Source organism: Gilliamella sp. B3127, from assembly GCF_026536935.1.
Taxonomy (GTDB): domain Bacteria; phylum Pseudomonadota; class Gammaproteobacteria; order Enterobacterales; family Orbaceae; genus Gilliamella; species Gilliamella apicola_E.
The window spans coordinates 221,381-235,015 of the sequence record NZ_JAFNNI010000004.1; the positions used below are offsets into that span (position 1 = coordinate 221,381).

Genomic DNA, 13,635 nt, shown 5'->3' on the forward strand with positions numbered 1-13,635 from the left:
TTGAGTTACCTCGCGCCCGTTTAATGTTTTACATGTTTAAAACTCGTTGAAATAACTCATTAAAAAACATATTAGTTAATGCTTATTTTTTATCATCATCAACTTCTTTGAAGTCCGCATCAACTACATCATCAGCAGAGTTTGCGCTATTTGCTTGGCTTGCAGATTGATCAGCTTGAGCTTGTTGTTGAGCTAACTCAAGTAATTTTTTTGAAGCTTCCATTAATGCATTAATTTTAGCTTCGATTTCTGCTTTATCTTCACCGCGTGCAGCATTTTCTAAATCACTCACGGCGCTTTCGATAGCGGTTTTGTCATCAGCTGATAATTGATCGCCAGCTTCAGTCACTTGTTTACGAGTTGAGTGAACAAGATGATCAGCTTGGTTACGAATTTGAGCTAATTCTTCAAATTTACGGTCAGCATCAGCATTTGCTTCTGCATCATTTACCATTTTTTGGATCTCTTCTTCACTTAATCCTGAAGAAGCTTTAATGGTAATGTTTTGTTCACGACCAGTATTTTTATCTTTTGCTGATACATGCAATATACCATCAGCATCGATATCAAATGTTACTTCAATTTGTGGCATACCGCGTGGTGCAGCTTGAATTCCATCAAGGTTAAATTGACCTAATGATTTGTTATCACTTGCACGTTTACGTTCACCTTGTAACACATGAATGGTTACCGCAGATTGATTATCTTCAGCAGTTGAGAACACTTGACTATGTTTAGTTGGAATAGTTGTGTTTTTCTCAATCAAGGTAGTCATTACACCACCCATTGTTTCAATACCTAATGATAATGGTGTTACGTCAAGTAATAATACATCTTTAACATCACCACCTAATACACCACCTTGTACCGCAGCACCTACTGCTACTGCTTCGTCAGGGTTAACGTCTTTACGTGGTTCTTTGCCAAAGAAGTCTGCAACGGCTTTTTGTACCATTGGCATACGTGTTTGACCACCAACTAAAATCACATCTTTAATATCAGAAACAGTAAGACCTGCATCTTTTAATGCTGTTTTAACTGGTTCCATTGAGCGTTTAACTAAATCTTCAACTAATGATTCAAGTTTAGCGCGAGTCACTTTGATATTTAAGTGTTTTGGTCCAGTTGCATCAGCAGTGATATATGGTAAGTTAATATCAGTTTGTTGTGCTGATGATAATTCAATTTTCGCTTTTTCAGCTGCTTCTTTTAGACGTTGCATTGCAAGTGGATCATTTTTAAGATCGAATCCTTGTTCACGTTTAAATTCATCAACTAAATAGTTAATTAAACGAGAGTCAAAGTCTTCACCACCTAAGTGAGTATCACCATTAGTTGCTAATACTTCGAATGTTTTTTCACCATCAACATCATCAATTTCGATAATTGAGATATCAAATGTACCACCACCAAGGTCATAAACTGCAATGGTGCGGTTACCGACATCTTTATCTAAACCATACGCTAATGCTGCTGCTGTTGGTTCGTTGATGATACGTTTAACATCTAAACCAGCAATACGACCAGCATCTTTAGTTGCTTGACGTTGTGCGTCATTAAAATAAGCAGGAACAGTAATTACTGCTTCAGTTACTGGCTCACCAAGATAATCTTCTGCTGTTTTTTTCATTTTCTTCAATACTTCAGCAGAAATTTGTGGTGGAGCAATTTTTTGGCCTTTAACATCAACCCATGCATCGCCATTGTCTGCTTTAACAATTTTATATGGCATGATGCCAACATCACGTTGTACTTCAGCGTCTTCATAACGACGACCGATTAAACGTTTAATCGCAAATAATGTATTTTGTGGATTGGTTACTGCTTGGCGTTTAGCTGGTTGACCAACTAGAATTTCGCCATCTTGTGTGTAAGCAATAATCGATGGGGTTGTGCGATCACCCTCGGCATTTTCTAATACTTTTGCTTGGCCGTTATCCATTACTGCAACACATGAATTTGTTGTACCTAAGTCGATACCAATAATTTTACCCATAATCGTTTCTCCTCAAACCTGTATTTTATTCTTTGTATATAAGTCTTAAATATTTAATTTCAAGTCCTTATTTTGACAAAGATATGTAATTGTTTTCACATAAATGGGAACAATATTTTTAATATCAAGGGGCAAAATAAATTATTTTTTCTTAAATCTTGATTATAGGCCTCTCTACACTTATTATTGCCGCCTTTTTTATTATGAGAATTAATTTATAGGATCTTTATGGAACAAACTAAATTAGCAAACCCTGGCCCTCTCGGCTTAATGGGTTTTGGTATGACTACAATTTTATTAAATATTCATAACGCAGGTTTTTTTCCTGTCATGACGGCCATTGTGTCAATAGGTATTTTTTATGGTGGACTGGCACAGGTGATCGCTGGAATTTTAGAATTTCGTAAAGGTAATACTTTTGGTACTACAGCGTTTACTTCATATGGTTTCTTTTGGATCTCTCTTGTTGGTATTTGGTATTTACCGACATCACCAGCAACCGCTCCAACTGATGCAACCTTTGTGGGTATATTCCTGGCATTATGGGGAATTTTTACCGCATTTATGTTTATCGGTACTTTAAAAGGTAATCGAGTATTACAATTTGTTTTTGCAAGTTTAACTGTTTTATTTGCTTTATTAGCAATTGGTAACATTTGTGGTAACCATGACATCATTCATATTGCCGGTTTTGAGGGTATTATTTGCGGTGCCAGTGCTATTTATTTAGCGATGGCTGAAGCGCTTAATGAACAATATGGACGTACAATTTTACCAGTTGGTGCAAAATCTCAGCATTGATAAGAACATCACATCTACTAACAAAATTGGTAGATGTGATTTTTTTGAAAAAGAAAATAAAAAATCTAGCTTTTAATTTTTATTTTAATTTATCAATGATTTACATACATTTAAAAGAGACTGGGTATGTTTATTTATTGTTTCTTCAGATAAATTATTATCTTTTGAGCTAAAAGCGTTATTTATCATAATTTTACCACTGTTATCCATTGTTCCCGATGTCATCATAATGTAATTTGGAAATTGGATGTCCATTGTTCCTTGTTTAAAAAAAATATTTTCTAAATGAATGTTTGACTCTTCAGGTTTTAAATAAATCAATTCATCACCATTTCCAATGCTATCTATAAATATGAATTTTTTATTTTTCAATTGTTTTGCATAGCTTTCCAGCATCTTTAGGCCATATTGTCCATTATTACCATCATCATATAAAACAAAAGCAATTTTCTTCTTTTCTTTTTTATCTAATTTATTAATTAAATTGATAATTGTAATAATACTTGAAGAGTTACAAACAAAATTCTTTTGATTCGGAATGCCACTTTTGTATTTCAAAATAATAAAATAGTCGAAACAATAGACGATACGCCGGGAATACTAAAAAAACCCTGCGACTGAATTTTGGGTATGAACACCCAGTAATTTAATACCAATGAGGTGATGAATAAGAAAATAATTGGCGAAATACTTATAAAATAGCCTAATTTACTAAAGTGAGGCGTGAATGCATATTTTTTATTAAAATTAAAATTTTTAATACCAGTATCATAATAGGTACAAATGATTAATTCAGCTTGATCTAAATTACCAATATAAGCGTTGTAATAATTTTCATACCGTCTTGTTGCTAACTTTAATTTTGCTAATTTAGCATCAACTATATAGCCCAATTGAGTAAGTTCTTTAGATATCACTCTTAAAAAAGTGATTTTTTCTTTAGACGTAAATCTTTTGCCAAAAATGACACAGTATCTTAGTACAAGGTCTTTAAATTTATCCATTTTTAATAATTATTTTAATTTAGAAAAACTGTTAGTGCGATATTAGTCACACTAACAGCGAAACAAATAGATAATATTAAAATAATGATTATCAAATAATATTATCTATAGAAGATGTTAGTTTAATCAATAATCATCTTCATTTTGAGATTGGGAGAAATTAGCCATATTGCTAATCGCTTCTTGGATATTCTCATGTCCAGTTTCAACACACTCTTTTGCCAAATCAAGTAGTGATAATGAATCTCTATTACATACAGCATTAATTACCATTGGCAAGTTCATACCGGTAATGACGCGGACATTCATACCTAATTTTTCCCATTCTGGCAAACATCGCATTGATGCGTTATAAGGCGAGGCACCCAATAAATCAACAAAAATTAAGACACCTTGCCCTGAGTCTAGAGATTTTGAACAATCAAATAAATTATCTTTTAATTGTTCAATATCTTGTCCTGGATTGAGTGATAGTGATTCAAATTTATCTTGTTCTCCAACAATCATTGATACACTATCTTTAATCCCTTCAGCCATTTTGCCATGACTAACTAATAAAACACCTATCATATTTTCGATACCTATATTATTCAAACATCTTAATCGCTTCGTTTAATGTGACTTTTTTCAACGAAGGCGTCGCTTGAAAATAGATATCCATATTAGGGAAGCTGTCTTGTAAATCGATTAGTAAATCAAGTTGTTCTTTATTAATCGATACTTCTTTAATTATTGAAGTTGCTCCAGGTACTAGCGGTAAACCCCCAATATTAAGATTAGTTATTGGCACACCCGCTTTAATGATTTTATACATAACTTCTATATTTTTTGTTATCAAAATAACATTAAAATCATCATACTGGCGATCATTCCAATATCTTACCGCGCCATCTTCTTTTAATACTCTTATTTTGTGTCCTGTACTTGCCCCAGCACCTAATATAATATTTTTAGTAAATTCATCATTTGCTGAGTAATCATCGGCTACAAATAACGCATTTGCTCCAGCTGCTTTAGAGACATTAGTTGCAACTTGACCATGAATAAGGCGGCTATCTACACGCGCTAACACTACTTTTCCCATAATTTTACCTCTATATTTTTTTAATTTTATAAAATTCCAATGGCTGCTAATACACCAAGTATTATGGTTAATCCAACTAATGCTTGAGTTACTTTTAACCCTTTCTTAGAAAAATAGAAATATAATCCCATCACGACCATAAGAGGCAATACACCTGGTAGGATTTTATCCAACGTATCTTGGATGACAAATTCTTTACCGGATAAATTGAATTTCAAACTTGATGATACTTTTATGTAGTTAGCAGCTAAAATCCCCATCATGAATAGACCTAGAATGGATAAGCCCTCAATGACCATTTGCATTTTATTACCAACCACTTCAGTAGCTGCATTTCTACCCAATTTGAATCCTAACTGAGCAAAATAGTACCCAACAAAAAGTTGATAGATAACAAATGCAATGAAAGGAAATAAAGCACCAATTGCTAGGCCTTCTTGAGCCCAAGGAAGCGCAATTGCAATAAAGATATATTGCACTGTTCCAGAGTCGATTGCGTCACCTATTCCGGCTAAAGCCCCCATTAAACCAGCTTTTGTATTATAGAGAACGTCGTTATCAATACTGATCGGTTTCTTTTGATAAACTTCATCTGCTCTTACAGCTTCTAGTGACGCCATAATTCCTGAAATTGTTCCCCCACCCCAGGTTAATTGAGTGTTAAAGAACAATAAGTGTCTTTGATAAGCTGCTGAAAGCTCACTTTTTGATTTATATAATTTTTTGAGAATTGGCATCAATCCCCACATTAAAGAAGCGGCTAGATAGCGGTCAAATGAGTGTGGGATTTCATTTGCATAATACCAACGTAACCATGCAATAGTGATATCTTTTTTAGTTATTGCTTCTGGTTTGAGATCAATACTTTCTTGTACGATTTCAGTCATTATAAATTCCTCTTTTTAATTTATTAATCAATTAAAGATTAATAATCGTCATCATCTACTTGGTTATTTGAATTACTTCTAGGTTGCTCAGCCGCAGAATTAACCGCTTCATTCTTTGCAAGGACAAAGATAAACGCAACAATAGCGCCGACAATTGCGTAGGTAACCATTGTGATATTCAGTGGTTTTGCAATTACGGCCATGAAGTAAGCTAATAAGAAGAAAATGATGTAATTTTTCTTACCGATAACATAAATAGTCAGAGCTATACCTACTGCTGCAAGACCACCACCAATTACATTAAGAATATGGAAAACAAGTCCACCAGCATTGGATTTAATGATATCTGCAATTATTGGCGCACCAAAATAGAGTGCGACAAACATAAATGGTAAAAAGAGTGCGACACTACAAATGATTGGTAAGATAATAATTGATAAAGTTAATCCCGAACTGTTAGCTTCGTCAGCATATCGTTCAGTTAATTTCATAATCATTGTATTGAGGAAAAATCTTAATTGGTATAAATACGATCCTAACAAACCAACAGGTACGGCTACCGCCACAGCTGCTGCTGGTTGCATATCGCCGAGTAATGCGACAGGTACAGCGACAGCTGTTGCAATTGCGGGTTCTGATGGCATTTGTCCGCCAGGAGAAAACACCCCCATATAAATTAACTGTATTGCTGCGGTTATTATCATCGCGTTTGAAATATCATTAAAGACTATTCCAACAATTAACCCCGTCATCATCGGTGAGAATCTGAGTGTTAATGTTGCTCCACCCAGCCCCCGAGACATTACCATTGCAACCCATATTGAAATAATGGTTGCTTGAAGAAACGTTACATGCATTTCTTGCATATATAAACTCCTCGATTTTTTTATAATGTTTAAAAAATTTTATGAAACAATTGATTGTAATTCTTGCTTATTGACAAATTTCTCTACATCTTCGACACATTTCTCCCCCATACCTTGCAAACACTCAATGGCATAAGCGGATGTATGTGGAGTAACAAGAACTTTTGGGTGTTGAACTAAAGGATTATCGTTATATGAAGGCTCGACATACATTACGTCAGTTGCATGACCAGCGACAATACCTTCATTTAATGCGTGTAATAGTGCATTTTCATCAATCAATTCAGCTCGAGCAGTATTGGTGATGTAAACGCCTTTTTTCATTAAAGAAAATTGGTGATCTTTTAAGATATGATAACTAGTTTCATTTAATGAAGCATTTAGAGAAATGATATCAGCATGTTTTAGTAAATACTCTAAATCAACAATTTCAATATTATGTTGATTAGCCCATTGCTTATTTACGTTTGGATCTACAACAAGTAAGCGCGCATTAAAACCGTGTTTAAAAATTTCTGCCACACGGCTTCCAATATTCCCACAGCCAATAACGCCAACAACTTTACCCGTAACATCGATACCCAAAAAAGAGGCTCTTTTTTTCCAATCATTTGATTTCACTGCAGCTTGTGACTGAACTGTTTGCCTAATTAATGCAAGTAAATTAGTCACTGCATTTTCGGCTACAGCATCTCGCTCCACTAGAGGGGGTACAATAGTTACAATTGTTCCATGTTCCCTTGCAGCAGCAACATCAACATTATTAAAACCTATTCCATGACGAGAAATTAAAAACAAAGGGTCTTTTTTATTATCAAAAAAATCTTTGTTAAAAAAAGGTCTAACACTAGCAATAAAAATATTAAAACCTTCTAAAGCCTTTGCTAATTCCTTCCCTGGTATGTCATTATCAAAAGTAAAATGCTTTACTTCGCCAATTTTTTCTAATCGTTTTAAATGATCTGGAAAATACTTTCCAAAACTACTTGAGTTAATTATCGCAATTTTATAATTATCCACTCCATACTCCTAATCAATGAATGATAAACGTCACTGCTTTTTATTTAAAATGAACGTTATTCATCCTTTTTCTGACTTAAATGTGACAGGTAACATTGATTATAATTAAAATGATTTAAAAAAAGTGAATTTAGATCACATATTTAACAAATATTATAAAAATCAGCTTTGATAAGGGGATATTTATTTTCTATCAGAAAATATACTAATAATGCTGGAGGACTTTAAGAATATAGCTTTAGGAATGTAGCATTAGCGAGTTCAAGACATAAAAAAAGGGCAATCATGCCCTTTATAAAATTTAAGATTGCTATTTTTTATAAGCATCATTATGTACACCAACTGCTGCACGGCCTGACGGATCATTTAGATTTTTAAATGATTCATCCCATTCAATTGCTTTTGCAGTTGAACAAGCAACGGTTGGACCACCTGGTACACAGTGTGCTGCACTTTCAACAGGGAATAATTCGTCAAAAATCTCACGATACATATACGCTTCTTTTGATGTTGGCGTATTGTATGGGAAACGGAATTTTGCATTTTCTAGCTGTTGATCCGTAATTTTGCTTTCAGCAATTTCTTTTAAGGTATCGATCCAACTGTAGCCTACACCGTCAGAGAATTGTTCTTTTTGACGCCATACCACTGATGCTGGTAAGTAAGATTCAAATGCTTCACGAACAATGTGTTTTTCCATTTTACCGTTACTACCACACATTTTATCTTTCGGATTAATACGCATTGCCACATCTAAGAATTTTTTATCCAAGAAAGGTACACGCGCTTCAACGCCCCATGCAGCCATTGCTTTATTAGCACGTGCACAATCGTACATGTGTAACGCGGCTAATTTTCGGACAGTTTCTTCATGAAACTCTTTGGCATTTGGCGCTTTGTGGAAATAGAGGTAACCACCAAACACTTCATCAGCACCTTCACCTGATAGGACCATTTTAATGCCCATTGCTTTAATTTTTCTTGCCATTAAATACATTGGGGTTGAGGCACGAATCGTTGTTACATCATACGTTTCGATAAAATAAATAACATCACGGATTGCATCAATACCTTCTTGAATGGTGAAGTTAATTTCGTGGTGAACAGTACCTAGATGATCAGCAACTGCTTGTGCAGCCTTAAGATCTGGGGCACCTTTTAAACCAACCGCAAATGAGTGCAATTGTGGCCACCATGCTTCTGATTTTTCATGATCTTCAACGCGACGAGCAGAAAACTTTTTAGTAATTGCTGAAATAACAGAAGAATCAAGTCCACCAGATAATAAAACGCCATAAGGAACATCTGACATAAGATGACTTTTTACAGACTCTTCTAGTGCAACACGAAGTTCATTGATATCTGTCTTATTATCTTTGACGTTATCATATTCCATCCAATCACGTTTGTAATATGTTTTAATTTCACCTTCTGTACTTGATAAGTAACTTCCAGGTGGAAAAGCCTCAATCGTTTTACAAACCGGAACCAATGCTTTCATTTCAGACGCAACGTAAAACGTGCCGTTTTCATCATGTCCCATATACATCGGAATGATACCGATATGATCACGACCAATAAAATAGGTGCCTTTATTAATATCATAAAGAATAAACGCAAACATACCTTGTAAGTCATCAAGACAGTGTATACCTTTTTCTTGATATAAAGCTAAGATGACTTCACAATCAGAGCCTGTTTGGAATTCATAACGATCTTTGTACTGATTTCGGAGTTCTTGATGATTATAAATTTCGCCATTAACCGCTAAAACTAATGTTTTATCTTTATTATAAAGCGGTTGAGATCCAGTATTAACATCTACAATTGATAGACGTTCATGAGCTAAAATCGCTTTATCAGAAGCAAAAATACCAGACCAATCAGGGCCACGATGACGTTGCAGGCTTGATAGCTCTAATGCTTTTGTTCGTAGCTGTTCCGGATCTGATTTAATATCAAGAATACCTAAAATCGAACACATTGAATTTCTCCATTTAAAATCGCTATAGCGATACTATTTACTAATAAAATTTATATTAAATATTATTGCAAGCAAATCACAAAAATAACAGGATACACATTATTGATTAACAATTAAAGTACAATATCGTTATACTTTTCCTATAATAAAGATTGCTTTTATTTTTTTATCCACTGCCCTTGCTGTTTGATGTATTGACCAGCAGGCGTTTTTTCTTGAGCTTTACTTCCTGCTTTGTTTTGAACTTCAACTAGTGGCACGTTACTTTCAGCTGATACTTTTTGGTACTCTTGTTTACGAGCCTGATTAATTAATTGGGCAATTTCGCTTGCATTACCTTCATTTTTTACAACGCCTAAATAACCATCGGTTTGTTCTCCCACTAGACCGTTTGCTTTTGCTTGAGGCAGTGAATTAATCGCTTGATCTAAATTTAAAGCAAAAACAGGCAAAGCTAATAGGATTGATAATAATGCTACTGTTGCTTTTTTATAGATATTCATAACAGACTCCTTATTAAATACATCATATTAAGATGAATTAAATATGTAAAAACGGTTGAAATTTTAATGTTTAGCTATAAAAGTCGTGTTTATGCACTCATTAATATTAATATAAACCTGATTTATTAATAATATTATCTAGCGCTTTGTCCACTTTGATATTAATTTCGTGATCAATCTTAACATTCAAATTGATATTAATTGGTTCATTTGGTGCTTGCACTTTAACCGTTGGCGTACAACCCATTAGTACAGCACTACACACTATAATTGTAATAATAGTTTTAATCATAGAATAACCTCTTATCTATCAAGATTTCCTTTTTAAATACGCTTCAATACGTTTACGAATAGGTTCGTTAATTTGATCGGAAAGTTGTAAACTTATTAATAGTTTTGCAATATTCTCTTCAAGATTTATATTCAAATTCACCGCTTTACCATTTTCAACATCACGGTTATTACCTTGAATATTTAGTCCTAATTTAGCAATTTCATTTTGATAACTCACCATACCCGACAACTTAGTATAATGAAAATTTTTGATTATATCAGTGAGAATTTTCATATTCGGGTTAGCTTGGGCATAATTTTTCAGTGCCGTATTTTCAAACTGTAAATATCCCTCATTAACCGTAACTAACTGGCCGTTTTTTATGACGACTTCATTAAAAGCTGTCCCTTTTTTACTGGACGGTAATAATGTTATTGGCAAAGTGCCATCAATTGCCCCATCTCCAGCTAAACCATCAGCAGGATATTTAGCCAAGATATCTTTCAATTGTATCTTTTTTAGCCTTAAATTAAATTGTTGGGGTAATTTAGCTAAATTCAATTGTCCCTGATCAAGAAAAACTGAGCCAGAAAAAATAGCGGCTTGCGCTTTCGTCCATTTCACTAATCCTTTACTCGGAGCATTTAGCGATGCTGAATAACTACCTGCTAATCTAATCTTCTCGAAATTAACACCAATATTAACTTGTTGAATAGTTAATGCGGGCGTTGAAATAGTAAATTGATTGTTATTAAATGAAATATCGATGTTGCCAACTGCGGATTTAAATTCAGTCGCTTTAAATATGCCATCAAATTTATTAATTGTTAATGTTGATTTTGCATTAATTTGTTTCGATTCAAGCGAAATAGGTATTGTTACATCAAAGGTCAGCTTTCCTACTAATGGTTTAACAATTAAGTCATCTGAAAATTTCGCTTTTTCAATATTAAATAAAGCGTTGTCTGAACTCTTTAAAATAACTTTATCGCTAGTTAAAACCCCAGTAAATGGTAAAGTCAGATTACCTTTTTCTATTCCAAATTGATTCAAGGAAGTCGTCAAGACCCCCTCTTTGATTTCGAAGCAAGAATTTAACTGATCAAACGAAAGGTTAGCAGTTAATGTGTGTTGATTATTACTTGATAGATTAAGTTGTATTGTATTTTGCTCTTTAGTGGCCTGAACCTTCAGGTTAACTAACTCTTTTTTCTGTTGATAAAATGTTAAAGAGTCAACATTGATATTATTTGGAAGCCAATAAATGATAGTCGATACAGTGGAAGAATTAGGAGAAGATTGATTGAGCTCTTGTGTATCTGTCACCTTTGGCAAGCCTGATTTATCAGTTGAATCGGACCAGTAAATATCAATACTTTTTGCCGTAAAGGTTGACAACGATAGTTTGACATTGCTCGCTTTTAACGATAATTGTGGCTGTTGTGAAATAGTTAGTTCATCAAAAGATAATCCGCCGAGGCCGATATCAATACCTTGCCAATCTATAGAAAGATTATGTTCATCCTTGAATGATAACCAATATCGCCAACCATATAAGCTTAATATCACTATTATGAGTAATATAAGAGATGGAATCCAATAACGTTTTTTTAAGCGAGCCATAATAAACTCTCAACAAGTGGATCGCCGAATAGTATCGGCGATTATTATGCCTGTTCTCTGTTAGCAATATAAGCCAATGCCTTGTCAATTCTTGCTAATGTACGTTTTTTACCAACAGCATAAACAGTTGCGTCAACAGAAGGCGATTGCCCAATTCCCGTCACTGCAACACGAAGTGGCATACCTACTTTACCCATCCCGACTTCAAGCTCGGTGGCTGTTGCCTCAATAGCATGATGAATTTTATCAATTTGCCAATCAAAATCTGAAATTGCTGCAATTTTAGCTTTGATTAGCTCTAAAGGTTCTTTTGCAACAGGTCGTAAATGTTTTTTAGCTGCATCAGCATCAAACTCATCAAAATCTTGATAGCAATAAGTACATGACTCTGCCATTTCTTTCAATGTTTTACAACGTTCACCAAATAGTTTCACTATAGTAATTAAATCAGGACCTTGTGTTAAATCATAACCTTGCTGATTTATATGCCAAACTAAATGCTGTGCAACATAATCAGCATCTAAATGGTTAATATAATGATGATTTAACCAAAGTAATTTTTCAGTATTAAATGCACTGGCAGATTTACTTACTGCATCCAATGAAAAGAAATCAATCATTTCTGGTACAGAAAATATCTCTTGATCGCCATGAGACCAGCCTAGACGAACTAAATAGTTAAGCAAGGCTTCTGGCAGATAACCATCATCACGGTATTGCATCACACTCACTGCGCCGTGACGTTTAGAGAGTTTTTGTCCATCGTCACCTAAAATCATTGATACATGACCATATTCAGGTAATGGTGCGCCTAGTGCTTTTAAAATATTAATTTGGCGAGGCGTATTATTAATATGATCTTCACCACGAATAACATGGGTAATTTCCATATCCCAATCATCAACAACGACGCAAAAGTTATAAGTTGGAGAACCATCAGTACGGCGTATGATTAAATCATCAAGCTCTTTATTGGCAATTTCAATTGGACCACGTATCAGATCATTGAAAACAACTACGCCATCTACCGGGTTAGCAAAGCGGACAACATGTGGCTCAGTGTGTGAATGCTGTTTTTGCACTTCATCACAACGACAATGGCCGTCATATCGGGCTTTTTCACCTTTCGCCATTTGCTCTTCGCGCAATTTTTCTAAGCGCTCTTTTGAGCAATAACAACGATAAGCCGTTTTATTGGCTAACATTTCGTCAATAACTTGATTATAACGATCAAAACGTTTAGTTTGGAAATATGGGCCTTCATCCCATGATAATTTTAACCAATTCATACCTTCCATAATCGCGTCAATCGCTTCTGGTGTTGAACGTTCAAGGTCGGTATCTTCAATACGCAATACAAAGGCGCCATGCGCATGGCGGGTATATAGCCAAGAATAAAGCGCAGTACGTGCACCACCAACATGTAAGTAACCAGTTGGGCTTGGTGCAAAACGGGTTTTAATTTTCATGAAATAATCCTATTAATAAAGAGCCCTAAAATGTCAATTTATCACTTATGCTCTTTTTATTTAACCGCTTTCCATAGATAGGAAAGGCAATTGCAATAAGTTCAATTTAGTTGCTTATTTTAAC

Annotated in this window: 14 protein-coding genes; 1 reads left to right on the forward strand and 13 read right to left on the reverse strand. The window is 34.4% G+C overall.

Annotated elements, in window-relative coordinates; all coding sequences use genetic code 11:
* Positions 1 to 82 precede the first annotated feature (82 nt).
* The gene (dnaK, locus tag J3U00_RS08375) at positions 83 to 1,996 is read right to left on the reverse strand and encodes a molecular chaperone DnaK (RefSeq protein ID WP_065733563.1); all 1,914 of its coding nucleotides are present in this window, start codon (positions 1,994 to 1,996) and stop codon (positions 83 to 85) included.
* A 228-nt stretch (positions 1,997 to 2,224) separates the two neighbouring features.
* Here dnaK and satP point away from each other — a divergent pair, with 228 nt between their 5' ends.
* A complete protein-coding gene (gene satP, locus J3U00_RS08380) occupies positions 2,225 to 2,797 on the forward strand; it encodes an acetate uptake transporter (protein ID WP_267332134.1) in 573 nt (190 codons plus the stop codon).
* Between the two features lie 84 nt (positions 2,798 to 2,881).
* On the opposite strand, the gene J3U00_RS08385 is transcribed toward satP, so the two are convergent.
* From J3U00_RS08385 to gltX, 12 genes are all read right to left on the reverse strand, one after another.
* Positions 2,882 to 3,355: a hypothetical protein gene (locus J3U00_RS08385; RefSeq protein WP_267332135.1), complete on the reverse strand. Its 474-nt coding sequence runs from the start codon at positions 3,353 to 3,355 to the stop codon at positions 2,882 to 2,884.
* The gene (locus J3U00_RS08390; protein WP_267332136.1) at positions 3,352 to 3,801 is read right to left on the reverse strand and encodes a hypothetical protein; all 450 of its coding nucleotides are present in this window, start codon (positions 3,799 to 3,801) and stop codon (positions 3,352 to 3,354) included. Before J3U00_RS08390 ends, J3U00_RS08385 begins: the two co-directional genes overlap by 4 nt.
* A 126-nt stretch (positions 3,802 to 3,927) precedes the next feature.
* Positions 3,928 to 4,371, reverse strand: a complete 444-nt coding sequence (locus tag J3U00_RS08395; protein WP_065733560.1) for a PTS sugar transporter subunit IIA — start codon at positions 4,369 to 4,371, stop codon at positions 3,928 to 3,930.
* A 16-nt stretch (positions 4,372 to 4,387) separates the two neighbouring features.
* Entirely contained in the window at positions 4,388 to 4,885 is a 498-nt protein-coding gene (locus tag J3U00_RS08400; RefSeq protein WP_267332137.1) for a PTS system mannose/fructose/N-acetylgalactosamine-transporter subunit IIB, read from the reverse strand.
* Between the two features lie 26 nt (positions 4,886 to 4,911).
* Positions 4,912 to 5,772, reverse strand: coding sequence for a PTS system mannose/fructose/sorbose family transporter subunit IID (locus tag J3U00_RS08405; RefSeq protein WP_065563815.1), 861 nt, complete (start codon positions 5,770 to 5,772; stop codon positions 4,912 to 4,914).
* Positions 5,773 to 5,810: 38 nt separating this feature from the next.
* A complete protein-coding gene (locus tag J3U00_RS08410; RefSeq protein WP_081303305.1) occupies positions 5,811 to 6,629 on the reverse strand; it encodes a PTS mannose/fructose/sorbose/N-acetylgalactosamine transporter subunit IIC in 819 nt (272 codons plus the stop codon).
* A 48-nt stretch (positions 6,630 to 6,677) separates the two neighbouring features.
* The gene (locus tag J3U00_RS08415; RefSeq protein ID WP_267332138.1) at positions 6,678 to 7,658 is read right to left on the reverse strand and encodes a D-isomer specific 2-hydroxyacid dehydrogenase family protein; all 981 of its coding nucleotides are present in this window, start codon (positions 7,656 to 7,658) and stop codon (positions 6,678 to 6,680) included.
* A gap of 310 nt (positions 7,659 to 7,968) precedes the next feature.
* Positions 7,969 to 9,642, reverse strand: a complete 1,674-nt coding sequence (gene asnB, locus J3U00_RS08420) for an asparagine synthase B (protein WP_065563818.1) — start codon at positions 9,640 to 9,642, stop codon at positions 7,969 to 7,971.
* Positions 9,643 to 9,800: 158 nt separating this feature from the next.
* On the reverse strand, positions 9,801 to 10,145 hold the full coding sequence (locus J3U00_RS08425; protein ID WP_220225359.1) for a YdbL family protein: 345 nt from the start codon (positions 10,143 to 10,145) through the stop codon (positions 9,801 to 9,803).
* Between the two features lie 106 nt (positions 10,146 to 10,251).
* Entirely contained in the window at positions 10,252 to 10,437 is a 186-nt protein-coding gene (locus tag J3U00_RS08430) for a YnbE family lipoprotein (protein ID WP_065563820.1), read from the reverse strand.
* Between the two features lie 18 nt (positions 10,438 to 10,455).
* Positions 10,456 to 12,042, reverse strand: a complete 1,587-nt coding sequence (locus tag J3U00_RS08435; protein ID WP_267332139.1) for an intermembrane phospholipid transport protein YdbH family protein — start codon at positions 12,040 to 12,042, stop codon at positions 10,456 to 10,458.
* A 44-nt stretch (positions 12,043 to 12,086) separates the two neighbouring features.
* Positions 12,087 to 13,511, reverse strand: a complete 1,425-nt coding sequence (gltX, locus tag J3U00_RS08440; protein WP_267332140.1) for a glutamate--tRNA ligase — start codon at positions 13,509 to 13,511, stop codon at positions 12,087 to 12,089.
* Positions 13,512 to 13,635: the final 124 nt, after the last annotated feature.

Coding starts and splice junctions, on each gene's coding strand:
- J3U00_RS08435 (WP_267332139.1), bottom strand. CDS start 12,042: ATGGCTCGCTTAAAAAAACGTTATTGGATTCCATCTCTTATATTACTC.
- J3U00_RS08405 (WP_065563815.1), bottom strand. CDS start 5,772: ATGACTGAAATCGTACAAGAAAGTATTGATCTCAAACCAGAAGCAATA.
- J3U00_RS08395 (WP_065733560.1), bottom strand. CDS start 4,371: ATGATAGGTGTTTTATTAGTTAGTCATGGCAAAATGGCTGAAGGGATT.
- dnaK (WP_065733563.1), bottom strand. CDS start 1,996: ATGGGTAAAATTATTGGTATCGACTTAGGTACAACAAATTCATGTGTT.
- asnB (WP_065563818.1), bottom strand. CDS start 9,642: ATGTGTTCGATTTTAGGTATTCTTGATATTAAATCAGATCCGGAACAG.
- J3U00_RS08425 (WP_220225359.1), bottom strand. CDS start 10,145: ATGAATATCTATAAAAAAGCAACAGTAGCATTATTATCAATCCTATTA.
- J3U00_RS08400 (WP_267332137.1), bottom strand. CDS start 4,885: ATGGGAAAAGTAGTGTTAGCGCGTGTAGATAGCCGCCTTATTCATGGT.
- gltX (WP_267332140.1), bottom strand. CDS start 13,511: ATGAAAATTAAAACCCGTTTTGCACCAAGCCCAACTGGTTACTTACAT.
- J3U00_RS08410 (WP_081303305.1), bottom strand. CDS start 6,629: ATGCATGTAACGTTTCTTCAAGCAACCATTATTTCAATATGGGTTGCA.
- J3U00_RS08390 (WP_267332136.1), bottom strand. CDS start 3,801: ATGGATAAATTTAAAGACCTTGTACTAAGATACTGTGTCATTTTTGGC.
- satP (WP_267332134.1), top strand. CDS start 2,225: ATGGAACAAACTAAATTAGCAAACCCTGGCCCTCTCGGCTTAATGGGT.
- J3U00_RS08430 (WP_065563820.1), bottom strand. CDS start 10,437: ATGATTAAAACTATTATTACAATTATAGTGTGTAGTGCTGTACTAATG.